The organism is Yoonia sp. 208BN28-4, from assembly GCF_037543925.1.
Lineage (GTDB): Bacteria > Pseudomonadota > Alphaproteobacteria > Rhodobacterales > Rhodobacteraceae > Yoonia.
On record NZ_JBBIFY010000002.1, the window covers coordinates 212346 to 235929 of the forward strand.

The window sequence follows — 23584 nt, forward strand, 5'->3', positions numbered from 1 at the left end:
GCGGCTAGACTAAACCCCATGTCGATCTGGACCCGCATATCTGACGCGATTTCTGCGCTGACCGCAGGCGAAAGCCTGTCGGCTGTGTTTGAAAAACTGCGCGCAGCACCCGACATGTCGGTGGCTTTCACCATTGCCGTGATCGCGCTGGGGGCGAAAATGGCCAAGGCGGACGGGCAAGTCACCCGCGACGAAGTGACGGCCTTCAAAGAGGTGTTTCACATCGCGCCCAAGGATGAGCCACAGGCCGCACGGGTGTTCAATCTCGCCCGTCAGGACGTGGCAGGCTTTGAGGATTATGCCCGCAGTATCAAGCGGATGTACGGTGAAGATGATGCGCCGCTGTGCGACCTGATGGAAGGTTTATTCCATATCGCGATGGCTGATGGCGTCTATCACCCGCAGGAAAACGAATTTCTGCGCGACGTGGCGGATGCGTTTGGTTTTGACGAGCGGCGCTTTGTCAGGATCAGGGCGCAGTTTGTGCCGGATGCGCAGCGCGACCCCTATGATGTGCTTGGCGTGGATGCCACGGCCCCGATGGATGTGGTGCGTGCGGCATGGCGCAGGCTGGTGCGCGAAACCCACCCTGACCAGCTGACCGCGCGTGGCCTGCCGGAAGAAGCTATCAAACTTGCGCAGGCCCGCCTTGTCGCGGTGAACGAGGCGTGGGAACAGATCACGCAAGAACGGCAAAGCGAAACCGCGTGAGGCTGGCGACCTATAACGTCGAATGGTTCAACACGCTTTTCAATGATGATGGCAGTTTGCGCGACGATGATGGATGGTCGGGCCGCTGGGATGTGACCCGTGCCCAGCAGATTGCGGCATTAGGCACTGTGTTTCAGGCGATGGACGCCGACGCCATCATGATTATCGAGGCACCTGACACCAGTCGCCACCGGAGCGGCGTGAGGGCCCTTGATACCTTTGCCGAACGCTTTGGACTGCGCGCCCGCAATCCGCTGATCGGATTTCCAAATGAAACGCAGCAGGAAATTGCGCTGCTCTATGATCCCGACAAAATGACCGCCCGCCACGATCCATTGGGCGAGATTGATCAAAGCAGTGCCGCGCCGCGTTTCGACATGGAACTGCGTATGGATATCGACGTGGACGCGCGGCCCGACATCATCCGCTGGTCAAAGCCACCGTTGGAAGTAGCACTTGATGTCGGGGGCAAACCGCTGCGCCTGATTGGTGTGCATGCCAAGTCCAAAGCCCCGCACGGCGCGCGCGACGATGCCGAGGCCAGCCGTATCTCTATTCAGAACCGCCGCAAGCAGTTGGCGCAATGCATCTGGCTACGTCAGCGTGTGAACCAGCACCTTGAGGCGGGCGAAGACCTGATTGTGGCGGGTGATTTCAACGACGGTCCGGGGCTGGACGAATACGAAAAGCTGTTCGGTCGCTCGGGCGTCGAGATCGTGCTGGGCGAGGGGGATGCAACGCCGCTTTTTGACCCGCACGCGCAGATGGCACTAAGCCGCCGGATGGGCGCGATTGTCTCCACGGCGCGTTTCAAGCAGCGCGGTGGGCCGTATCTTCAGGCGCTTCTGGACTATGTCATGGTGTCGCCTCGCCTGCGCGCGCAAAACCCTGCGTGGCAGATATGGCATCCGTTTGACCATCCGGCCTGCTATGAAAACAAGCCGCTGCGCGATGCGTTGCTGCTGGCGTCGGATCACTTTCCCGTCACGCTTGACCTGACGATGTGATTTGGGTTTCCCGCCGACATGCGGTATATTGGGACTATGAAATATATAGCAGCATTGACCGTGGCCCTTGGCCTGTCCTTATCGCCTGTGGCAGCGCAGACATCTGACACAGAAGAAGGGCTTGATCTGTTGGAAGAGGGCGCACAGCTTCTTCTGCGCGGACTGATGAATGAGTTTGAGCCGGAAATGGACAATCTCCGCGCTTTGATTGATGAATTCGGCCCCCAGATCGAGACAATGATGATCGAGCTTGGCCCCCGGCTTGAGCTGATGATGGAACTGGTGGATAATTTCGACAATTATGGTGAGCCGGAAATGCTGCCGAACGGTGATATCATCATCCGGCGCAATCCTGACGCGCCCGAAGTGACGCCAGAGATCAGCCCCGAAGGCGAGGTCGAGCTGTAGGCCATGTTCAACCACCCGCTTGAGGACATGATCGACCGCGCGATTGAAAAGGCGCGGCGTGAGGGGCAGTTGGACAATCTGCCGGGTGAAGGGCAGCCGATAAAGGATTTGCATGCGCCTAAAGACGCCGTGCTTGACCGGATCGCAGCAGAGGCGGGTGCCACGTCCCCACTGGTCGTTTTGCGCAATCAGATCAATGATGCACGGGCGCATTTGCAAACGCTGACGGATCCGCAGGCGCGTAAAGACCAGATGAAGGTCATCGCCGATTTACAACTGCGCCTCTCGCTCGAGATGGAAGCGCACGCGCGGTTCGGCTAGGTCTTTGGCTCTTTCTTGAATTTCACGGTGCTTGTCGCGTTCAACGCGTTTGCAAGGGCTGCAAAGCGTTGTTCTGCCACCTCACCATATAATGGCCGTGCCCGTTCGTTCAGCGTCAGCACCAGTTCGCGCGACTTGGGTTTCCACTTCAAAGTGCCGGGCGTCTCGTCTGCCGACAGCCACAGCATGGCACCCAGACGCATGGCGCGGCCCATGATCTCGGCCTCGCGGCGCTGATCGTCGTCCAGCATCTCAAGCAGTGTATCATAGCGCCCACCGCCGGGCTTGGAGGTGTAGCGATACATCAGGGCCAGCCCCAGCAGCACACGCTCGTAATGCTTGAGCCCACCCAGATTGGCGCGGGTCGCGTTATCAAACGTCACTTCGGCGCGGTAGTCGGGGTGCGCCCGCCAACTGACATCGTGCAGCGACGTTGCGGCCTTGATGATCCGCTTGCGCTGCCAGTTGGCGCGGGGAAACAGCGGTTTGATAAAGTCGTAAAGGATGCGCCCAAAGCCGGGCAGACGGGCGTCTTTATGTTCGGCAAAGCGGCACGCCTCGATCAACGGATCGCGTTCGCGCAGTTCGCGTGGCATTTGTTCATAGAGCATCCCTTCGCGGATGCCGTAGCTGGAAATGGCGACGTCTTTGGGCCTGAACACCCGCATCAGCCGCTTGAGCACTTCAACCGCTAGCGGGACAAGCTGCATCCGGCTGTCTGATATGCCGCAGCGGCTGCGCAGGTCTTGCAGGTCATTTTCAGCAATGTAATCGGCGGTGGCCGTGATCTGCCGCGCTGTCATGCGGTATTCGTGCAAAACAGTCAGCGGGTAGCCGCGCCGCTCCATATCAACGCGCGCAATGGCACGCCACGATCCGCCGACCAGAAACAGGCGCATGCCGGTTTCATTGTCCATCTTGTCATGCAGGTCCAGCATTGTGGATTTGATGTAGGCCTTAAGCGCCTTCTTTCCGCCCTCGACCTCGCGCAGTTTCAGCGGGCCAAGCGCCGAAGTCACACGTTTGCCAACGCGACCGTCCGCCAGATCGGCCAATTCCAGTGATGAACCACCGATGTCGCAGACCAGACCGTAGGACCCGGGCCACCCCAACAGCACACCTTGGGCGGACAGGCGGGCTTCTTCCTTGCCGTCGATCACCCACAGTTTGATACCTGTTTCGCGCAATATTTCCTGCTGGAAGTCTTTGCCGTCAGACGCCTCGCGCACGGCGGCAGTGGCAACTGCCGTGATCGGGCTGATGCCCATGCCATCGGCCAAGGCGGCAAAGCGGCGGATCGCCGACACAGCGCGTTTGCGCCCTTCGGGGTTCAGATGACCGGTTTGGGACAGGCCCGCGCCCAGCGCACACATGATCTTTTCGTTATAAAAATAGGCCGGCGATCGCGCCGCACCATCGAACACCACCAGACGCACAGAGTTGGAGCCCACATCAAGCACCCCCACACGGCCCAGCCCCATCGCGGCTGCATCCTGAAACAACGGACGCCCGAAGCCGCCCCAATCGATGGCCTCATCGGTTTCGATCAACTGGTTTTGCATCTGGCGCCCCGTTATTCATCGCACCCGACCATGTGGTCTGCGCTGTCGCTGTGTCAATCTTCGGTATGTGTCAGGCGTGGCACATCTGACGCGCCTGCGGACCCGCGCCCTGACAGCGACGGGTTTTCCATGAAAAAGCGGTGGCAGTTGAAGGCAAATTCGCCTTCGGGGACCATCTCGCGGCTAAAGGCGCCGCTGCCGTCCATGACCCAGCTTTGGGCTACGTCATGCAGGTTGGCGGCCATGATTTGACCCGTGATCTGCGCCTTGACCGTGTTGTTGGTGATCTCGATCAGGGTTTCGACACGGCGGTTGAGGTTCCGGCTCATCCAGTCGGCGGACGACATGAAGACACGCGCCTTTTTGCTGGGCAGCACATGACCGTTGCCAAAGCAGACCAACCGCGAGTGTTCGAGGAACCGGCCCACGATGGATTTCACGCGAATGTTCTCGGACAGCCCCACCACGCCGGGGCGCAGGCCGCAGATGCCACGGATCACCAGACTGATCTGAACGCCTGCTTGTGACGCTGCATAAAGCGCGTCGATCACGTCCTTTTCGATCAGCGAATTCATCTTGGCCCAGATCGTGGCGGGTTTGCCATCGCGGGCGAGTGCTGTTTCCGCTTCGATCATCTCGATCAGTGATGATTTCAGATCAAGCGGAGAGATAGCGAGGTTTTGCAAATCATCCGGCTGCGCATAACCCGAAAGGTAATTGAAAACCTTGGTCGCATCACGTCCCAGATCGGTGTTGCAGGTAAACAGGCTGACGTCTGTGTAAATGCGTGCCGTGATAGGGTGGTAGTTGCCGGTGCCAAAGTGCGTATATGTGGCCAGCTTCTTGCCCTCGCGGCGGACAACCGTGCTGATTTTGGCGTGTGTTTTGTAATTGAGAAACCCGTAGACCACATGCGCGCCTGCGCGCTCCAGCCTGCGGGACTGGCGAATGTTGGCGGCCTCGTCAAAGCGGGCTTTCAACTCTACGAAAGCGGTGACGGATTTGCCGTCCTCCGCCGCCTCGCACAGCGCATCCACGATGGGAGAGTTGCGCGACGTGCGGTAAAGCGTCTGCTTGATCGCCACGACATCCGGATCGCGTGCGGCCTGCGCCAGAAACCGGACCACCATGTCAAAGGTTTCATAGGGGTGGTGCAGCAGCATATCCTTTTTGCGGATCGCGGCGAACATATCGCCGTCATGGTCCTGCACCCTTTCAGGCACCCGCGGTGTGAAGGGCGGCCACAAAAGATCGGCGCGATCATCAATCACCAATTCGCTCAGGTCCGCGATACCGATCAAGCCGTCGACCTCTACCACCTCGTCTTCGGTGACGTGCAATTCATCCATGATCAGTGATTTGAGCGCTGGCGGAGCATTGTCCGACATTTTCAGGCGCACCACCTCGCCACGGCGTCTGCGTTTCAGCGCGGTTTCAAATTCGCGCACCAGATCTTCTGCTTCGTCCTCAAGTTCAAGATCGCTGTCGCGTAGCACCTTAAACGCGCAGTGCCCCTTGATTTTATAGCCCGGAAAGAGGCGGCCAACGTGCAGCAAAAGCAGCTCTTCCAAGGGGAGGAAACGATGGCCATCCTCGCCGGGTAGGCGGATGAACCGATCGATCTGTGCAGGGACAGGCAAAAGCGCGCGCAATGGTCCCTTCCCGTTGATCCGGTCTAGTTGCAGTGCCAGCGCAAAGCCTTCGTTGGGCAGGAACGGAAACGGATGCGCGGGATCAATCGCAAGCGGCGACAGGACCGGAAACACCTGATCCAGAAACACGTCATCAAGAAATGCCTTGTCGGCGTCCGTCAGCCCCTCACGATCCAGAAGATGCATGTTTTCTGAGGCAAGTTCAGACGTGAGAGAGCGGAAAACATCCTGTTGGCGCGCCATCAGCTTGCGGGCGTGTGCGTCAATCAGGCTCAGCTGCTCTGCGGGGCTGCGTCCGTCCAGTCCGGGGGTCGTATTACCGGCATGGGCCAGTTCGCGCAGGCCCGCCACCCGCACGGTGTAAAATTCATCCAGATTGGTCGCGGAAATCGACAAAAACCGCATCCGTTCCAGCAATGGCACACGAGGGTTTTCAGCCTCTTCCAGCACGCGATCATTAAAGCCCAGCCAGCTCAGTTCGCGGTTTACAAATCGGTCGGCAGTGGACAGGTCCACATCATCAAGCGCCATCGGTTCGGGGAACGGGCTTTCAAGAAAATCGGCGATCATCATAGGCTTATCAGGTCTGCGCTTTGGCACATTGGCAACGTGCCCTCCAAGCCTTGTATTTCACTCCAGATCAACGGGCTTGTCCAGCAAGGCAGCCGCAAGGCGTTGCGAGATGTCCTTGCCTTCCGCCATCGCCAACTTGTCGAGCCGTTCCACAATGTCCGCCGCCGCCGCAAAAGAGCGTTCGATCCGCTGCGCCAGATAGGGGGCCAGATTGGGCGGTGGGACAATCTGGCGATCACTGAAGAGTTTCAGGATCACCACGGTCAGCAACGCATCATCAGGATCGTCAATCGGGGCCACGGTGGTGGCCTGCATCCGGCTGACCAGATCGGGCAGGGTAGCGGGCCAGCGTGCAGGGGGCAGGGCGGATGTCATCAACAGCGGCTGCCCGATATTGCGCTGGTGATTGTGCAGGTGGAACATCGCTGTCTCTGAGGCAGCAGGCAGGTTTTCCATATCCTCAACCACGATGGGCCCATCAGGCGGCGGGCCATCGACCAGATCAGAGGCCGCGATCACACGCGCCCCTGTTTGCAGATGAAAGACGCGGGCCAGATGGCTTTTGCCGCAGCCGATCGGCCCCGTGATCACCAGCTTGCCCTCGGGCCAGTCGCCCGGCGTGCGCAGCATGGCAAAAGCAAGCCGGTTGGCCTCGGACACGAAAAAGTCGTCAGGCCCCAGCGCGATACCCGGCGGGAAGTCAAAGGCCAGTTGCCTTGGTTGATGCTCGGTCATGTCAGTCGTCGGTGGTCAGGCCGCGATAAAGGCGGCTTTGCTTGTATTGGGTCAGGCCAAACCGGATCAGAACGCCGATCATGGCAGCAACAGGCACAGCAACCAGCATACCGACAAAACCAAACAGCGCGCCAAAAACCGACAGTGCGAAGATCAGCCAGACAGGGTGCAGCCCGACCGAATTGCCCACAAGGCGCGGTGTGATGATATTGCCTTCCAGAAACTGGCCAAAGCCAAAGATGCCTGCCACAGCGGCAATCCACACCCATTCACCCCAAAACTGATAGAGCGCGAGACCAATCGCCAGCGCGCCACCGACCAAAGCGCCAACGTAAGGGATGAATGTGATCAGGCCCGCGAAAAAGCCTACGACCAGCCCAAAGTTCAGACCCACTGCCATCAGCCCGACGGCGTAGTAAGTGCCCATGATCAGACAGACCGTGCCCTGACCGCGAATAAAGGAGGCCAGCGTGTCGTCAATATCGCGGGCAAGCTGGCGGATCGTGGGGGCATGGTCGCGTGGCAGCAGTTCATCAATGCGGGCCGTCATATTGTCCCAGTCAAGCAACAGATAAAACGCAACAACCGGCACAACCACGATCAGGACCAGCACGTTGATAAGGCCCAAAGCCGAGGACAGGATACCTTCAAGAAGCTCCCCGCCCTTGGCCTGAATGGCATCGCCGATTTTGGTAAGCTGCTGATAAACAGTGCTTTGCTCGTCCAGTACCGATGGAAAGTTTGTCGCCAGAAACTGCTGTAGCCTGTCGGGCGCACCCGGTGCCGCCGCAATCAGACCAGAGGTTTGCGTGATCAGCGTTGGAATAACCAGCAAGATCAGCACGACAAAGATCAGCACTGCCGCAAGCGAGATCAGAGCGACCGATATCGTGCGGCTAAGTCCCATCGCCTCAAGCCGGTCGGCAATCGGATCAAGACAATAAGCGATTGCACCGCCAAGGATAAAGGGCAGGATCACATCGCCCAGAAACCACAGCGCGATGAACAGGATCGCAGCAGCAATCCCCCAGTATTTTGCTTGTTGGGATACCGGATAAGCCATGATCGCCTGCTTTCTTGTGTTTCAAAACACATCGCAAATAGGCGACCCAAGCGCAAGGGCAGGGCCGTCACATGCGGCCCTGCCTGTGAGGGTGTCAGGTTTAGTGGCAGGCAGGGCGCGTGCCGGGCAGCAGCACCTTGTCGATCACATGGATCACACCGTTGCTGGCCTGAATATCGGCAACAACCACATTCGCCACTTCGCCTGTGCCGTCTGCAATCGTCACGCCGCTGTGGCTTGTGATGCACAGACGCTCGCTATCCAGGATCGGCTTGTAATAGTTGGCACCGGGGGCGAACTGCGCTGCGTTCAGCTGGCGGTCATCCACATGATACAGCAGCACGTTTGTCAGATCGCCCTTGTTCTCGGGCATCAGCAGCGTGTCGACCGTGCCCTCTGGCAGGGCGGCGAACGCTTCGTTCAAGGGTGCATAGACGGTGAACGGGCCGGGGCCGGACAGTGTTTCGGCCAGACCTGCGGCGGTGACGGCGGCCACAAGTGTCGAGAAGCGATCATCGCCAGCGGCGATATCGACGATGGTGTTTGCAGATGCGGCAGTGGCGGACAGTGCGACGGCGGCAGCGGCGAGTGTTGTTTTCAGTGTCATAAGTAGTCTCCCTGTCGTGGTTGAAATGCAGAACTTGCATGTGAAAGGGATTACGGGGCGGCAGGTTCATCGGGTCATGCGGCTCACGCAGAGGTCAGAAAGGCGAAATCTTTGATCCGAATGGCTGCGTGTGACGTGTGTGGCGCTTGCCACGCTGTCCTCTGCGCCCTAAACCTGCGCCAAATCGTTTATTTCCAAAGGGAAACCGCCATGCGCCTGAGCCGCTATTTTCTGCCCGTCCTGAAAGAGACACCCCGCGAGGCGCAGATCGTATCGCACCGCTATATGTTACAGGCGGGCATGATCAAGCAGGCCAGCGCGGGTATCTATTCGTGGCTGCCGCTGGGCTATAAGGTCCTCAAGAAGATCGAAAACATCGTGCACGAGGAACAGGCCAAGGCCGGTCACCACGCAATGCTGATGCCCACGATCCAGTCGGCTGATCTGTGGCGCGAAAGCGGGCGCTACGATGCCTATGGCGACGAGATGCTGCGGATCAAAGACCGTGGCGGGCGCGACATGCTTTACACGCCCACGGCGGAAGAGCTGATCACGGACATCTTCCGCGCCAACGTTACGTCCTACAAAGACCTGCCGCTGACGATGTACCAAATCCAGTGGAAATTCCGCGATGAGGTCCGCCCGCGCTTTGGCGTGATGCGGGGCCGCGAGTTCTATATGAAAGACGGCTATAACTTTGATCTGACAAAAGAAGACGCGCTGCACGCCTACAACCGTCACCTTGTCAGCTACCTGCGCACCTACGAGCGGATGGGCCTCAAGGCGATCCCGATGCGCGCGGATTCCGGTCCGATTGGTGGCGAGGATACGCACGAGTTTCTGGTGCTGGCCGAAACGGGCGAGAGCGAGGTGTTCTACGACAGCGCCGTGACCGATCTGACCTTCGGCGACCGCGAGATTGATTTTGACGACAAGGCCGCTTGTGCTGCCGTGATGGAAGAGTTCACAACCAAATACGCCCGCACCGACGAAACCCACGATGAAGCGCTGTTCAAAGAAATCCCCGAAGAACGTCGCAAAACCGCGCGCGGGATCGAAGTTGGCCAGATTTTCTACTTCGGCACCAAGTATTCCGACGCGCTGAACGCAGCCGTCGACAATGGCGAAGGCGGAAAAGTGAACGTCCACATGGGGTCGCACGGTATCGGCGTGTCGCGTCTGCTGGGTGCGATCATCGAAGCCAGTCACGATGACAAGGGCATTATCTGGCCCGAAGGCGTGACGCCGTTCCATGTCGGTATTCTGAACATGCGCACAGGCGATGACGCCTGCGATGCGGCTTGCGAGGATCTTTACAAGCAGTTCACCGCCGCAGGGCTTGAGCCGCTTTACGATGACCGTGATGAGCGGGCAGGGGCAAAGTTCGGCACCATGGACATGATCGGCCTGCCTTGGCGGATCACTGTCGGTCCGCGTGGCCTCAAGAACGGCGTGGTCGAGGTCACGTCGCGCCGCACAGGCGAAAGCGAAGAGATGTCGGCAGACGACGCCATCGCCAAGATCAAGGCAATCTACGCCGCATTGTAAGGCGTAGGGCGGGGCTTTGACCCGCCGTCTTGCTCGAATCGGACCGTGCATTTAACCTGCCCGCAACAGACGAAAAGTCGGGCAGGTTCCAAATGATCAAGATACTCGCTTTTGCAGGCGGGCTTTGCGGTGCGGTCACGCTGTCGCAATACCCTGAATTTGCACAACAATACACGCAGCGACTGGCCGGTCAGGTCGATGCGCTGACACAGGTTGTGGAAGATTTCGACACATCCGCGCTTGAGGCGGGACTGACACGCACGCAGGCGCTCGATGAAATGACAGGCACCGCTTTTCTTGATGCGCGTGCCGCTGACATGCGCCGCACATTTTCACGCCACGCGATGCTTGAGGCTGCGCTGACCGATCTGCGCAGTGCCACGCCGCTGTCGCGGGTGTTGATGCCGCACCGGCTGAGCGACCGTGAAACCTTTGTGCATACGTGGGATGATTTTGTGCTTGCCGTGCCGGTCAGTGTGGCGGGTGCCGCATCTGCGTCGGTCGGTTTTGCAGGCGGTTGGCTTGGCATCTTTGCGATGCTGTGGCTGCTGAAACTGCCATTTGCCCACCGGTCAACTGCCGAGCAGCAGCGCAGGGACCCACCGGTCCGGCCCATTGCGCAACCGGTGCAAGGCCGCACGCCGCGTCTGATGGGCGAAACGCGGCCCTAAGCCGCGCATCCGGTTTATTTGGCAGAAAACCCGCCACCGCAAGATTGCTGCTCTTGACCATCAAGGCCAAGCACACCACGTTCACGCGACCCAATTAACAGGACGCCCCATGGCCAGCACGGCACCTTTTGCAAAGTTCGAATGGATGATCGCGTGGCGCTATATCCGCGCCAAACGGGCCGAGGGCGGCGTCAGCGTGATGACGTGGATTTCGCTGGTCGGCGTGACGCTGGCCGTTTTTGCGTTGATTGCCACATTGGCCGTCCGCTCCGGCTTCCGCGCCGAGTTTGTCGATACTATTCTGGGCGCCAACGCGCATGTCGCGGCTTACCGCCAGTCTGAAGTTGTCGCCGGATCGGGCCAATACACGCAACTGATCAGCGGATATGATGAACTGGCCGAGGAATTGCGCGCGATTGAGGGCGTGACCCGCGCTGCCCCTCTTGTGCGCGGTCAGGTCATGGGCAACCGCGCTAATGCAAACGCTGCAGTTGATGTCTACGGGATTGCGTTTGAAGACCTGCTCACGATCCCGCGTATCGCCCAGCCAGAAGAGTCATCGGGCGATATCAATGACTTTCAGGACGGTATCGCGATCGGATCGGGGCTTGCGCGCGAATTGAATGTCAGTGTGGGCGACCGGATCAAGATTATCTCGCCCAATGGTGCGCGCACCGCACTTGGCACCACGCCCCGTGTGAACGCTTATGATGTGGTCTATATTTTCACCGCAGGGCGTTACGACATCGACAAAATCCGCGCTTACTTGCCGATTGCAGAGGCGCAGACGTTCTTCAACCGTGACGGTGTCGCGACCGAGATCGAGGTGTTTGTCGAGAACCCCGACGAGATCGACACCTACGTCCCGCGCATCATGGAGGTGATCGGTCAGGGTGGTTATGTCTGGACGTGGCGCGACAGTGCTGGCGCGTTCCTGCGGGCCTTGGCGGTCGAGGACAATGTGATGTTCGTGATCCTGTCGATTCTTGTGCTGATCGCCTCGATGAACATTATTTCCGGCCTGATCATGCTGGTGAAGAACAAGGGCCGCGATATTGGCATCTTGCGCACGATGGGCCTGAGCGAGGGATCAATCCTGCGCATCTTTTTCATCTGCGGGGCAGGGATCGGCACGATTGGCACTATCTTCGGCGTGATCCTTGGCTGTCTTTTTGCGATCTACATCGACCAGATTTTCAGCTTTGTGAATTATCTTGGCGGTGGTGGTGTCTGGGACCCGTCGATCAGGGGGATCTACCAACTGCCCGCCGAACTGCGGCTGGAAGATGTGCTCAAATCGGTGGCCCTGTCGCTGGGTCTGTCGTGGATCATCACGATCTTTCCGGCCCGTCGCGCCGCCCGCATGAACCCTGTCGAGGCGCTGCGCTATGAATAACGTGCTGGAACTGGCCGCCATCACCAAGGGCTACAACAAGGGCAAACCCAACGAGGTGACCGTGCTGCAAGGCGCTGATCTGGTTGCCGCCAAGGGTGAGGTGGTGGCATTGGTCGCCCCGTCCGGTGCTGGTAAATCCACGCTGCTGCATATCGCGGGTCTGCTGGATACGCCCGACAGCGGCGCCGTGACGATCAATGGCACCGATATGACCAGTCTGTCAGATCGCAAGCGGACTGCCGTGCGACGCGGCGAAGTGGGTTTCATCTACCAATTCCACCACCTGCTGCCGGAATTTACGGCGCTTGAAAATATCGTCCTGCCGCAGTTGGCCAACGGGATCAGCGACGCGGATGCGACGAAACATGCGATGGACCTGCTGGACCGTGTCGGCGTGGCCCCGCGTGCCAAACACCGCCCCGCCGCGCTGTCGGGTGGTGAGCAGCAGCGGGTTGCTTTCTGCCGTGCGCTGGCCAACAAACCGTCGCTTTTGCTCGCCGACGAACCCACTGGCAATCTTGACCCCGATACATCCGACCGCGTGTTCGACGCGCTGATGGAGCTTGTTCGTGATACCGGCCTTGCCGCCGTGATCGCCACCCACAACCTTGATCTGGCCGCGCGGATGGACCGCACTGTGCGCATGGATCAAGGTCGTCTTTCGCCCGCTTAGAATAAGGACCGCCGCCATGCCGATGAAATCCCCAGCCGAGATTTACGACGTCGCAAAAGCCGCTTTGCTGGCCCACGGGGCGGCGGATATGCAGGCCGGTCACGTCGCCAAAGCTGTCGCGCGCGCCGAAGAGTCAGGCAACATCATCTGCGGGCTTTACTACCTTGAGAGCTATTGCACGCAGCTGACCTCTGGCCGTGTCAGCGGCACCGTTGAGCCCAAGGTGACACGTCCCCGCGCTGGCTCTGTCATGGCGGATGCGGGTTTCGGGTTTGCGCAGCCTGCCTTTGCCGCCGGACTTGCCGATGCGGTCACTGCCGCGCGCGAAAACGGTGTCGCAACGCTGGCCGTGGCTCACGCGCATACCTGCACATCGCTGGGGTTCTTCACCGAACAGATCGCCGCCGCTGGGCTGATCGGTATCGGATTTACCAACGCGTCCCCCGTCGTGGCCCCGCCAGGCGGCAACAAGGCCGTGATCGGCACCAACCCCATTGCCATGACCGTGCCGGGTGATCCCAAACCCGCGCTGCATTTCGATTTCTCGACCTCTGCCGTGGCCTTGGGCAAGATTACGATGGCCAAAGCGGCAGGCACGCCAATCCCGCTTGGCTGGGCCGTCGACGCAGACGGACAACCCACGACAGACCCCGAAGCGGCGCTGAAAGGCGCGCTGGTCTCGGCGGGCGGCTATAAGGGCTGGGGCTTTGGCCTGATGGCGGAATTGCTGGCCGCGGGCATGACCGGATCGGTCAATTCGCTGGATGTGTCCGGGCTGAAGCTGCCGGATGGCAAGCCGCATGATCTGGGGCAATTCTACATCCTGATTGATCCCGCGACCCACGGTGACGCCTTCAGCGACCGCTTCGCCCGCGTGGCCGAGGCTGTGGCCGCGCAGGACGGTGCGCGCATCCCCGGTGCTGACCGTCTTGAGATGGCGAAAATTGACGTGCCGGATGCACTTTGGGACAGCGTGACGGCGCTGGCGGGTTAGACCTTCTGCGTCACGAAAACTCCAGCGGCCATCAGTGCGATCCCACCCGCGCGGGTCAGCGTGATGGGCGTGGCGTTGGCGCTGAAAAGGCCGAAGTGGTCGATCAGCGCGGCGGACACCAACTGGCCGAGCAGCACCAAAAACACCGCGTTTCCAACACCCATCACAGGCGCGATCCACGTGATCGACAGCACGTAGAACGCGATGAGAACGCCCGCGAAAAACAGGTGCAGCGGGGCCTGCGCCACGCGCGTCAAGGCACTTGGTTGCGTGACCAACGCCACCAGCGCCGCCGTACCGAACGCCACGGCGAACAGCACCGTCGCCGCCACGGCAGGCGATCCGATCAACCGCCCCAAGGCCGCGTTCAGCGCTGCCAGAATGGGAATGCCGATCCCTGCGGCGAACATGATGGCGATGTGATGGGTCATGGCGTGGCCTTTCGGTAATTCACCGCGCAGGCTAGGCGGGTGGGGATCGCGATGCAAAGGTTTGTCAGGGCTCGTGTGATCCAGATCAAAGCACTGCCATTGTTCCCCTCCCATAATGGGAAAAAACAAGGAGGCACCTCAATGACATATCGCGCATTACTATTCCCCCTCATTTTGGCCGCTTGCAGTCTGGAAACCGAAGTGCCTGACGGGCGCGCGGCCTTTGCGGCAAATTGCGCGGGCTGTCACGGCGCTGATGCGATGGGGCGCGGTACAATCACCCGCGACACCGGCATCATCACCCCCGACCTGACCACACTAGCCAAACGCAACGGCGGCACGTTCCCCCGCACCTATGTCATGGCCACGATCGACGGGCTGGATCGCGGCGCGCATTTTTCCAACGCCATGCCAGAGTTCGGCGCAGGCGATCTGGGCGAGGCTGTAATTGTCGAGATGGACGGGCTTGGCACGCCTGTGCCCTTGGTTCTGCTGGCGCTGACCGACTATCTGGAGAGCATCCAGCAGGACTGACGCGCCTGACATTTCCGTGATCCACAAAGTCGTGAAGTGAAACTCCTGCCGCGCCTGATACGTGATTTCCCAAACGTATCTGATAGGAGAGACTCTATGACATTGCTGCGCACCGCCATCCTTGCCGCTTCCCTGACCGCCACCGCCGCTGCGGCGGGACCGGTTTCGTTTTCATCCGGCTGGCAAGAGCAGCGCCTGTCGCTTTTCTCGTCCAATGATTACAGCTTTGGCAATCAGCTTTCGATGACATCCGACGGGTCGGTCAGCATTGCCTACGCCCGCGTGCCGCAGTCTGACTGGCAGGCATCGTCGGCATCATGGGGCTGGACGGTGAACCAGTCCGTGCCTGCAACTGACCTGCGCCGTAAGGGTGGTGACGACCGCAACCTGTCGCTTTATTTCGTTTTCCTGCCCGATAGCAAAGCCGCTGCGATGCAAGGATCGGGCATCAATGCACTGCTGAGTGACAGCGATGTGCGCGTGCTGCTTTACACATGGGGCGGCAACCATAGCCGCGGGGCTGCGTTCCCGTCGCCTTACCTGCCGGGGCAGGGCATGAACATCGCGCTGCGCCCCGCGGGAACCGGATCGTTCAATGAGAGCGTGAACCTTGCGGCCGACTACGCCAATGCGTTCGGCGGCCAACCGGGCAGCCTTGTGGGCCTTGCCGTATCGGGCGACAGCGATGACACCGACAGCATGATCTCTGCCGCTATCGGCAATCTGCGTCTGAATTGATGCGCTTTCTGGTCGCCCTCGCGCTGATCCTTTCGCCTGCGGTCGCATCAGCTTGCGGACAGGATACCGACTGCGTGGTGGGCGATCGTATCTACCGGATTGCGGTGCCCGAGGGCGTCGCAAACCCCGGCGTGCTTGCCTACGCCCACGGCTACCGCGGGTCGGCGGCGGGGGCGATGCGCAATGGCAACCTGCGACGGCTCGCGCACGAGAACGGCATGGCCTATCTGGCGCTGCAAGGCGTGGACGGAAGCTGGCAACTCCCGAACCGCCCCCGCGCGCGTGACAACACCGGTGAGGCCGAGTTCGCCTACGTCGAAGCCGTCTTGTCCGACGCCGAAGCCCGCTTTGGTCTGGACCTGTCGCGGTCCGTGATGACCGGATTTTCCGCAGGCGGCATGATGACGTGGAACATCGCCTGCCACCGCTCGGAGCTGTTTGAGACCTTTGTGCCGATGTCCGGCACCTTCTGGGATCCGGTGCCTGAGACCTGCACATCGCCCCCCGCGAACGTGGTGCATATCCACGGGAACGCGGACACCACCGTGCCTTTGTCCGGCCGCGCCATCGCCGACAGCAGCCAAGGCGACGTGCTGGAAGCTCTGGCGATGTACGCGGGCTACGGCGGGTTTACAGGCGAAGAGCGTGCGCAGGTTGGCGACATGACCTGCGAGACGCGACTCAACGCCAACGGCCATCGCCTAGGCTTCTGCCTGTTCGACGGCGGACACGGGTTTGGTGTGGGGCGATTGCGGGCTGCATTGGCCGATTGAATTATGACCTGCGCCACTATTGTCTCTTCATGTTTCGTCGAAAAATGTTTCGTCAAGTTCCATCAGGCGAATTAGTGATTTCTCTCTGCACCCAATACCATAAGTGATCATGAGTTTAGTGAGCCTTGCACCATCAATCAGCACAATCCGTCCGCCAAGCGCACGGGCCGTTTCGATTGCCGATGACGTGAATGATGATGTAGTGACGAAAATGCCCTTTGTCGCTTTATGTATGCTGAGTGCGCCAAAAAAATCTCTAATGTCGCCGGACCCAATTGAGTTTGCAGAAGCATATCGTTTTGCTTGCAAATAAATCTGATCGACCCCCAGCGGGTCTTGGTCAATAACTCCATCGACACCATTATCGCCTGTTTGCCCAAGCGCACGGCCGGCGTTTTCGGTTGATCCACCGTAACCCATGGCTATCAGTAGATCGACTATGAGTTGTTCGAAAAACGCTGGTGAGGATTGCTGAGTAGCAGTCAGCAGATTCATGGAAAGCGATCTATTCCACCGTTTGTGGGCATTTTCTATCTGCTCATCCGGAGTAGTCTCCTGTTCAGTCTCGACTAGTTCAGATGTTACTACATCAGGCTTATTCGTCCGTTGTTGAAAATCCTGAAACTGGTCGAACTGTTCGAGATACCTCTTATCAATCATTAGATTTGGATCGGTCAGGGCTTGGCGACCCTCATCAGTCAATTCAAACCAACCTCTTTGAGTATTGCGAACAAGACCCGCTTGCTTGAGATAAGATCTTGCCCAATGAATTCTATTTGCAATTACAGTCTGTTTGCCACTTGGTAGCATAACTGATCGCTCTTCATCAGTAAGTTCAAGCTCCGTTGAAATCTCATTAACGACATCGCTTATTTTGCGCGGGGCATTTTTCGCGGATTCTAAAACAGGCCTCATTAATTCTTGATAGTTGGGCAATTTTCGTTTGGCCTCCTCAAACATCCAACTCCTCCACAAACCGCGCGTTTTCCTGAATGTACTGGAAGCGCAATTCCGGCTTTTTGCCCATCAGACGCTCCACCAGATCACCCGTCTCACCCGGCACATCATCTCCAACGGTCACGCGGATCAGTTTGCGGGTGTTGGGGTCCATCGTGGTCTCTTTGAGGTCCTTCGCGTCCATCTCGCCCAGACCCTTGAAGCGTTGCACGTCGATTTTACCCTTTCCACCCAAACCCTTGGCCATCACAGCGTCCTTCTCGGCATCATCCGCCACATAGACGCGGCGCGCGCCCTGGGTCAGGCGGTAGAGGGGCGGGCAGGCCAGATACAGATGCCCCGCGTCGATCATCGGGCGCATTTGGGTGAAGAAGAACGTCATCAAGAGCGCCGCGATATGCGCGCCGTCGACGTCCGCGTCGGTCATGATGATGATCTTTTCGTAGCGCAGATCGTCGATGTTGAATTTTGTGCCCATGCCAACGCCCAGCGCCTCGCACAGGTCGTTGATCTCGGCGTTGGTGTTCAGCTTGCCGGATGCGGCGCCCAGCACGTTCAGGATTTTACCCTTGAGCGGCAGCAGCGCCTGCGTTTTGCGATCCCGCGCGCCTTTGCCGGAACCACCAGCCGAGTCGCCTTCCACGATAAACAGTTCCGTGCCAGCGCGGTCCTTGTTGGTGCAATCGGTCAGCTTACCGGGCAGGCGGAGTTTTTTGGTGGCGGACTTGCGCGCGGTCTCTTTCTCCTGACGGCGGCGCTGGCGTTCCTCGGCCCGCAGCACCAGAAAATCAAGGATCGCGCCTGCGGATTTCGTGTCGGCCGCCAGCCAGTTGTCGAAGTGATCGCGCACAGCACCTTCGGTCATTTTCGCCGCCGCTTCGGTCGACAGGCGGTCCTTGGTCTGGCCCACAAACGCAGGCTCGGCGATGAAGCATGACACCAGCGCACAGCCGCCGGACGTCAAATCCTCACGCGTGATCTGGGCCGCTTTCTTGTTGCCTGCCAGTTCGCCGTAAGCCTTCACACCCTTCAAAACCGCCGCCCAAAAGCCCGCGACGTGCGTGCCGCCCTCGGGCGTGGGGACCGTGTTACAGTAGGACTGGATGAAGCCGTCGCGCACGGGCGTCCAGTTGATCGCCCATTCCACCTTGCCCGGCGCGCCGAATTTCTCCTGAAAATCGACGGTGCCCGCAAAAGGTTTCTCGGAATAGGTCGTAGCGGTGCCCAGCGTTTCGTTCAGGTAATCGGCCAGACCGCCGGGGAAGTGGAAGGTCGCCTCTGTCGGGGTCTCGCCGTCGTCGATTTCTGATTTCCAGCGGATTTCGACGCCGGAGAAGAGGTACGCTTTGGAGCGGATGGATTTGAACAGACGCGCGGGTTTGAAGCGGTGAGAGCCGAAGATTTGCTCGTCCGCGTGGAAGGTGAATGTCGTGCCGCGCCGATTGGGGGCGGCTCCCACTTTTTCAACAGGTCCCAAAGGGATACCGCGTGAAAAGCGTTGTTCATACAGCTCCTTGTTCCGTGCAACCTGCACGACAAGGCTGTCGGACAGCGCGTTCACTACTGACGCGCCCACGCCGTGCAGACCGCCGGAGGTCTGGTAGGCCTTGCCGCTGAATTTGCCGCCCGCGTGCAGGGTGCAAAGGATCACCTCAAGCGCGGATTTGGCGGGAAATTTCGGGTGCGGATCAATCGGGATGCCGCGCCCGTTGTCGCGGATTGTGACGGCGTAATCTGCGTGCAGTTCCACCTCGATCCGGTTCGCGTGGCCCGCGACAGCCTCGTCCATCGAGTTGTCCAGCACCTCGGCCACAAGGTGGTGCAGCGCACGTTCGTCCGTGCCGCCGATATACATGCCGGGGCGTTTGCGGACAGGCTCCAGCCCCTCCAGCACCTCGATGCTGTCGGCGTTATAGTCGTCAGGTCCGGTTCCGGACAAAAGATCATCGGCCATGTGTGCTGCTCGCTTTGTTTGGGCCTACAATATGGGGGCACGGGCAGGGGGGCAATGCGTAAGGCGCGACACGCACTTGCGTAAGGCGCGACAATTGTCACAAAGTGGCGCAACACCCCACCCGTTGCGGCCCATCAAAGAAGGACATCGCATGGAACTGTCAGACGAGATTGTCATCAACGCGCCCAAGGATCAGGTCTATGCGGCCCTGAATGATCCGGCGATTTTGCAGCAGTGCATTCCGGGGTGCGAGGAGTTGATCAAACACTCCGACACAGAACTTGAGGCAAAGGTCGTGCTGAAGATTGGCCCTGTGAAGGCCAAGTTCAGTGGTGACGTGGTATTGGATAAATCTGGCGCGCCCGATGCTTTCTCATTGGTCGGGAAGGGCAGCGGCGGTGCGGCGGGTTACGCCAAGGGCGGCGCTGACGTGACGCTCACTGCAGATGGTGACAAGACAATCCTGCGGTATGAGGCAAAGGCCGACACTGGCGGGAAAATCGCACAGCTTGGCAGCCGCCTGATCCAGAGCACGGCCAAGAAGCTGTCGGCCAAGTTCTTTGCTTCATTTGCCGAGATCGTGGGCGAGGGCGAGGACGCGCAGCCCGTTGCCTGACGACATATCCTATGTGGAACACGCCAGCGATGTGATTGCGGCCGCGGCGGATTTGGCCCGCGCGGGTCGCAAGTTTGCGCTGATTACATCTGTCGGCATCGAAGGCGGTGCAGCCCGTGAGGTCGGGTCGCTTGCGCTGGTGGATGATCGCGGTGCGATGGCGGGCTATCTGTCCAACGGTTGCATCGACAGCGATATCCAGTTTCACGCAACCGAGGCGCTGCGCCTTGGGCGAAAACAACTTGTCCGCTACGGCAATGGATCGCGCTTTGTCGATCTGAAGCTGCCATGTGGGGGGGCGCTGGATGTGTTGATTGATCCAGCCCCCGATCTGGATGCAGTGCTGGATGCGAGCGACAGGCTGACAGCGCGGCACCCGACCGACCTTGCGTTCACAACGCCTGATGGGGAACAGCACCGCTTTACCTATTTGCCCAAGTTCAGGCTTGTGCTGGCGGGACGCGGCGCGATTTTTCGGGCCGTCGCCGAAGTGGCGCAGTCAGCGGGCTTTCAGATCGGGCTTTTGTCACCGCAAGAGGATGATCTGGCGGCGGTGGGCCATTTGGCGATCACCGCGCCTGTGCATCTGACATCACCGGATCAGGCGATCACGCTAGCTGATCTGGATGCGCATGCGGGTTTCCTGACGCTGTTTCACGATCATGAATGGGAGCCTGCACTTGTGCGGGCGGCCCTAGACACGCAGGCGCGCTATGTCGGGTGCCTTGGCAGTTTACGCACGCAAGCGGCACGCAAGGATACATTGCGCGCGATGGGCGTGCAGGAGGATGATCTGGCGCGGCTGCGTGGCCCTATCGGGCTTGTCCCGTCACTAAGAGAGGCGCCGTTGATTGCTATTTCAGCCATTGCTGAGATCGTCACCCATCTGCCAGCCGCCATCACGCGATCCTAGCCACGCATCCGGCGCACGGCCCAATCCGATTTTGTCAGTTTAAAGACCAGCCAGTCAGCCGTGGCATTGGTCAGCGCCAGTTGTGCACGGTAGCTGAATTTCGCACCAAGCTTTTCCGTCGCCTTTTGGGACCGGATGTTATCGGGATCAATGTGGAACCAGACCGTGTCGGTTGATTTGAACGCGTGATCCAGCATCAACAGCTTGACCGCAAAGTTCACATCACCGCCCCAGAACGCATGATGCAAAAACGTGAAACCGATCGAGATGCCGGAGGGATTATCGGGTGCCGCGTAGTAGCGCGAACATCCGATGACAGCGAGCGTCTTTTGATCGCGGATCGTCAACGTCCCGCCACTGTTCAGCAGAAACCGGAAATAGGGGCGAAAGACGTGATCAAGATACCTGTCTTTGCTGGGATGACCGGCCCATGTCTCGGGATCGGCGGCGGCGACGGACAACGCCTCGTAATCTTCAACCCGCAACGGGCGAAGGATCACAGCATCTCCGGTCAGGATCGGCTGGGCATGAAAGCCGGGTGGAAACATGGCACGCTCAATTCAACAAACACAAAGTCTTCTTAACACACTAGCTGACGTTTACGTCAAACTTGAGGCAAGGTTTCGATATTGCGCACAACCATCAGGGTCGCCACAGTCGGACCCATGACAAAAGGATCGCATCATGTCGTTTCCACAGTTTGATCTGGCCGCGTTCGAGGCCGCGTCAGGGCCCGCACGCAAAGCCATGGCTGTTCGTCTTGACGAAATATGCCGCGACACCGGATTTGTCGTTCTGACAGGGCACGGGGTGGATGATGCGATCATCGCGAACCAGTGGCAGGCCATGCAACGGTTCTTTGACCAACCGCTTGCCGACAAGCAGGCCACTGCAGCACCTTATCCGGGGTATCCTTACGGCTATCTTGGCCCCAATAGCGAGGCGTTGGCAAAATCGAAGGGGCACGACACGCCGCCTGATTTGAAGGAAAGCTTCAACGGTGGTCCGGCAGAGGTGCCCGAGGGCATCACCGATCCTGACGCGCTGGCCTTTCGCTATGTTCCGACGCCATGGCCCGACGTCGCGGGCTTCCGGCATGCATGGCAAAACTACTATGCCGCAATGGAGAATCTGGCGGGCCGGATCATGGCGGCAATGGCGCAGGCGTTGTCACTGCCGTCCGATTTCTTCGCGCCCTACATCGGACACCCCATCTCGGCGCTGCGGGCTTTGCATTATCCTGCAACGCAAGGGGCTGCATTGAAGGACCAACAGCGGGCCGGGGCGCATTCCGACTACGGATCACTGACAATCCTGTTGCCACAACCGGGGTCGTCAGGGCTGCAAATCGCCCGCGATGACGGCTGGCTGGACGTGCCTGCACCCGACGGGGCGTTTGTGATCAACATCGGTGATCTGATGGCCCGCTGGACCGCCGACCGTTGGGTCAGCACCTTGCATCGCGTGGTGGCCAAACCGGATCAGCCCGCCCGCCAAAGCATCGCCTTTTTCCATCAGCCCGACTGGGACGCAGAAATTGTGCCGCTGGACGGATCAAGCGCCTATCCGCCTGTGCGCTCTGGCCCGTATCTGATGGAAAAATTCAAGGCCACAGGGCAATGACCGTCCCACGTGCAGCGCCACTGCCAGACGACGCATTGCTGCGTGTCTATACCGAACAGGGCGCTTACACGGACTGCTTTGTCAAAGATGTGGCAAACGATGTCGATCTGGCTGGTTACTTGATGGGTTTTTACACGACCCCGCTTTTTCGGGTGGAACGGTTGATCTTGCGGCTCGCACTCAAGCGGCCCTCCACGGACGCGGATGTGGCAGCCCTCGCGCGCAAGCAGTCAGACAGCTTTGCCGCATGGGACGTCGAGGCGCGAACCGAGGATCAGGTATTGCTGTGCGATATGGGGCAGGCGACACGGTCTTGGTTCAAGGTGGCGCGATCGGGGACTGGCACGCGGCTTTATTTCGGCTCGGCTGTGGTCGCGCCTGACCATTGGCTCATGCGGGCGTTGCTGCCGCTGCACAGGCTTTACGCGCGGGCGCTGCTATGGTCGGTCAGAAAGCCTTCAGCTTTCGGCGATCTGGATCAATAGCGCGTTCAGTGGCCAAGCTGCGCGAAAACGATCAAGGATCGCTGCGGGCAGGTCCGACGTTTGCTGAAGCTCGCTGCGCGCAATCACGCCTTTCATCCGCAACAGATGTTCGGCCGGATGGTCCTTGGCATAGGCTGGCGGCACACGCTTCAGCGCAGGGTCGCCCAGCGTAAAGCCCGCTTTTTCAATCTGCGCTACGATCCCCAGAATACGCTTGGTATCAAGGTCCACAAAGGTGCGCCAATCGGCCAGAACGTCTTTGTCAAAGCCCATGATCCCGACCCCTGTGGTGACATAGTCGATACCGATGCCGAAAAAGAAAACAGGCATTTGCCGGGCATCGCCAGTGATCGACCACATCATATGCAGGTGCGTTTTGTAGGGTGTCTTGTCCTTGGAAAAACGCACGTCGCGGTGGGGCCGGAAAATCTTGCCGGTCACCGGTGCGCCAGCAAGATCGGCAAGCGGCGGTGTCAGTTCGTCCAGCAGCGCCTGCGCGGGCGCTTTAAGCTTTGTGTCGTAGGTCGTTTTATGATCCTGCCACCACGCTTTGGCATTGTTCTGCTCAAGCGTCGTAAAGAACGCTTGGGCATCGGGGATCAGGGGGGCGAAATCTGTCATGGTGTGGCTGCTTGTCTG

26 protein-coding genes are annotated in these 23584 nt (G+C 59.4%); 16 read left to right on the forward strand and 10 right to left on the reverse strand.

Annotation, left to right across the window (positions count from 1 at the left end):
- Nucleotides 1-18 precede the first annotated feature (18 nt).
- From V8J84_RS07120 to V8J84_RS07135, 4 genes are read left to right on the forward strand one after another with little or no spacing between them, the layout of a single operon-like run.
- Nucleotides 19-711, forward strand: coding sequence for a molecular chaperone DjiA (locus tag V8J84_RS07120; RefSeq protein ID WP_339929515.1), 693 nt, complete (start codon nucleotides 19-21; stop codon nucleotides 709-711).
- Nucleotides 708-1718, forward strand: a complete 1011-nt coding sequence (locus tag V8J84_RS07125) for an endonuclease/exonuclease/phosphatase family protein (protein ID WP_339929517.1) — start codon at nucleotides 708-710, stop codon at nucleotides 1716-1718. The genes V8J84_RS07120 and V8J84_RS07125 overlap by 4 nt, the downstream gene beginning before the upstream one ends.
- Before the next feature lie 36 nt (nucleotides 1719-1754).
- Nucleotides 1755-2126, forward strand: coding sequence for a hypothetical protein (locus V8J84_RS07130; protein WP_339929519.1), 372 nt, complete (start codon nucleotides 1755-1757; stop codon nucleotides 2124-2126).
- Nucleotides 2127-2129: 3 nt separating this feature from the next.
- Nucleotides 2130-2447, forward strand: a complete 318-nt coding sequence (locus V8J84_RS07135; RefSeq protein WP_339929521.1) for a DnaJ family domain-containing protein — start codon at nucleotides 2130-2132, stop codon at nucleotides 2445-2447.
- On the opposite strand, the gene V8J84_RS07140 is transcribed toward V8J84_RS07135, so the two are convergent.
- From V8J84_RS07140 to V8J84_RS07160, 5 genes are all read right to left on the reverse strand, one after another.
- A complete protein-coding gene (locus V8J84_RS07140) occupies nucleotides 2444-4009 on the reverse strand; it encodes a Ppx/GppA family phosphatase (RefSeq protein WP_339929523.1) in 1566 nt (521 codons plus the stop codon). The two genes, V8J84_RS07135 and V8J84_RS07140, sit on opposite strands and share 4 nt — an antisense overlap.
- A gap of 53 nt (nucleotides 4010-4062) precedes the next feature.
- Complete coding sequence (locus V8J84_RS07145; protein WP_339929525.1) at nucleotides 4063-6234, reverse strand: RNA degradosome polyphosphate kinase; 2172 nt, start codon at nucleotides 6232-6234, stop codon at nucleotides 4063-4065.
- A 57-nt stretch (nucleotides 6235-6291) separates the two neighbouring features.
- Complete coding sequence (locus tag V8J84_RS07150; RefSeq protein ID WP_339929527.1) at nucleotides 6292-6969, reverse strand: chromosomal replication initiator DnaA; 678 nt, start codon at nucleotides 6967-6969, stop codon at nucleotides 6292-6294.
- 1 nt (nucleotide 6970) lies between these two features.
- Nucleotides 6971-8032 (reverse strand): AI-2E family transporter, encoded by a 1062-nt coding sequence (locus V8J84_RS07155; protein WP_339929529.1) that lies wholly within the window; start codon nucleotides 8030-8032, stop codon nucleotides 6971-6973.
- A 100-nt stretch (nucleotides 8033-8132) separates the two neighbouring features.
- Nucleotides 8133-8639, reverse strand: coding sequence for a fasciclin domain-containing protein (locus V8J84_RS07160; protein WP_339929531.1), 507 nt, complete (start codon nucleotides 8637-8639; stop codon nucleotides 8133-8135).
- Nucleotides 8640-8849: 210 nt separating this feature from the next.
- On the opposite strand from V8J84_RS07160, the gene proS reads away from it, so the two are divergent.
- The 5 genes from proS to V8J84_RS07185 all read left to right on the forward strand — a co-directional run bounded on the left by proS (nucleotide 8850) and on the right by V8J84_RS07185 (nucleotide 13921).
- Entirely contained in the window at nucleotides 8850-10187 is a 1338-nt protein-coding gene (proS, locus tag V8J84_RS07165; protein ID WP_339929533.1) for a proline--tRNA ligase, read from the forward strand.
- Nucleotides 10188-10279: 92 nt separating this feature from the next.
- On the forward strand, nucleotides 10280-10858 hold the full coding sequence (locus tag V8J84_RS07170; protein ID WP_339929535.1) for a DUF2937 family protein: 579 nt from the start codon (nucleotides 10280-10282) through the stop codon (nucleotides 10856-10858).
- A gap of 109 nt (nucleotides 10859-10967) precedes the next feature.
- Nucleotides 10968-12254 carry a lipoprotein-releasing ABC transporter permease subunit gene (locus V8J84_RS07175; protein ID WP_339929537.1) on the forward strand — a complete coding sequence of 429 codons (1287 nt, stop codon included), beginning with the start codon at nucleotides 10968-10970 and terminating at the stop codon, nucleotides 12252-12254.
- On the forward strand, nucleotides 12247-12927 hold the full coding sequence (locus tag V8J84_RS07180) for an ABC transporter ATP-binding protein (RefSeq protein ID WP_339929539.1): 681 nt from the start codon (nucleotides 12247-12249) through the stop codon (nucleotides 12925-12927). The genes V8J84_RS07175 and V8J84_RS07180 overlap by 8 nt, the downstream gene beginning before the upstream one ends.
- Nucleotides 12928-12943: 16 nt before the next feature.
- Entirely contained in the window at nucleotides 12944-13921 is a 978-nt protein-coding gene (locus tag V8J84_RS07185; protein WP_445285959.1) for an Ldh family oxidoreductase, read from the forward strand.
- Here V8J84_RS07185 and V8J84_RS07190 read toward each other — a convergent pair.
- The gene (locus V8J84_RS07190; RefSeq protein ID WP_339929541.1) at nucleotides 13918-14352 is read right to left on the reverse strand and encodes a DMT family transporter; all 435 of its coding nucleotides are present in this window, start codon (nucleotides 14350-14352) and stop codon (nucleotides 13918-13920) included. The genes V8J84_RS07185 and V8J84_RS07190 overlap by 4 nt on opposite strands.
- Before the next feature lie 141 nt (nucleotides 14353-14493).
- On the opposite strand from V8J84_RS07190, the gene V8J84_RS07195 reads away from it, so the two are divergent.
- From V8J84_RS07195 to V8J84_RS07205, 3 genes are all read left to right on the forward strand, one after another.
- Nucleotides 14494-14886 (forward strand): cytochrome c, encoded by a 393-nt coding sequence (locus V8J84_RS07195; RefSeq protein WP_339929543.1) that lies wholly within the window; start codon nucleotides 14494-14496, stop codon nucleotides 14884-14886.
- 96 nt (nucleotides 14887-14982) lie between these two features.
- Nucleotides 14983-15624, forward strand: coding sequence for a DUF3047 domain-containing protein (locus V8J84_RS07200; protein ID WP_339929545.1), 642 nt, complete (start codon nucleotides 14983-14985; stop codon nucleotides 15622-15624).
- Nucleotides 15624-16397: an alpha/beta hydrolase family esterase gene (locus V8J84_RS07205; RefSeq protein ID WP_339929547.1), complete on the forward strand. Its 774-nt coding sequence runs from the start codon at nucleotides 15624-15626 to the stop codon at nucleotides 16395-16397. The genes V8J84_RS07200 and V8J84_RS07205 overlap by 1 nt, the downstream gene beginning before the upstream one ends.
- 27 nt (nucleotides 16398-16424) lie before the next feature.
- Here V8J84_RS07205 and V8J84_RS07210 read toward each other — a convergent pair whose 3' ends face one another.
- The gene (locus tag V8J84_RS07210; protein WP_339929549.1) at nucleotides 16425-17357 is read right to left on the reverse strand and encodes a restriction endonuclease; all 933 of its coding nucleotides are present in this window, start codon (nucleotides 17355-17357) and stop codon (nucleotides 16425-16427) included.
- Entirely contained in the window at nucleotides 17350-19308 is a 1959-nt protein-coding gene (gene parE / locus V8J84_RS07215; RefSeq protein WP_339929551.1) for a DNA topoisomerase IV subunit B, read from the reverse strand. Before parE ends, V8J84_RS07210 begins: the two co-directional genes overlap by 8 nt.
- A 151-nt stretch (nucleotides 19309-19459) precedes the next feature.
- Between parE and V8J84_RS07220 the strand changes: the two genes are divergently transcribed.
- The gene (locus tag V8J84_RS07220) at nucleotides 19460-19924 is read left to right on the forward strand and encodes a CoxG family protein (RefSeq protein WP_339929553.1); all 465 of its coding nucleotides are present in this window, start codon (nucleotides 19460-19462) and stop codon (nucleotides 19922-19924) included.
- Nucleotides 19917-20837: an XdhC family protein gene (locus V8J84_RS07225; RefSeq protein ID WP_339929555.1), complete on the forward strand. Its 921-nt coding sequence runs from the start codon at nucleotides 19917-19919 to the stop codon at nucleotides 20835-20837. Before V8J84_RS07220 ends, V8J84_RS07225 begins: the two co-directional genes overlap by 8 nt.
- On the opposite strand, the gene V8J84_RS07230 is transcribed toward V8J84_RS07225, so the two are convergent.
- Complete coding sequence (locus V8J84_RS07230) at nucleotides 20834-21385, reverse strand: GNAT family N-acetyltransferase (RefSeq protein WP_339929557.1); 552 nt, start codon at nucleotides 21383-21385, stop codon at nucleotides 20834-20836. The two genes, V8J84_RS07225 and V8J84_RS07230, sit on opposite strands and share 4 nt — an antisense overlap.
- A gap of 136 nt (nucleotides 21386-21521) precedes the next feature.
- Between V8J84_RS07230 and V8J84_RS07235 the strand changes: the two genes are divergently transcribed.
- Nucleotides 21522-22460: an isopenicillin N synthase family dioxygenase gene (locus tag V8J84_RS07235; protein WP_339929559.1), complete on the forward strand. Its 939-nt coding sequence runs from the start codon at nucleotides 21522-21524 to the stop codon at nucleotides 22458-22460.
- Nucleotides 22457-22945 carry a hypothetical protein gene (locus tag V8J84_RS07240; protein WP_339929561.1) on the forward strand — a complete coding sequence of 163 codons (489 nt, stop codon included), beginning with the start codon at nucleotides 22457-22459 and terminating at the stop codon, nucleotides 22943-22945. The genes V8J84_RS07235 and V8J84_RS07240 overlap by 4 nt, the downstream gene beginning before the upstream one ends.
- Here the strand turns inward: V8J84_RS07240 and V8J84_RS07245 are convergent.
- Nucleotides 22919-23566 carry a DUF2461 domain-containing protein gene (locus tag V8J84_RS07245; RefSeq protein WP_339929563.1) on the reverse strand — a complete coding sequence of 216 codons (648 nt, stop codon included), beginning with the start codon at nucleotides 23564-23566 and terminating at the stop codon, nucleotides 22919-22921. The genes V8J84_RS07240 and V8J84_RS07245 overlap by 27 nt on opposite strands.
- Between the last annotated feature and the right edge of the window lie 18 nt (nucleotides 23567-23584).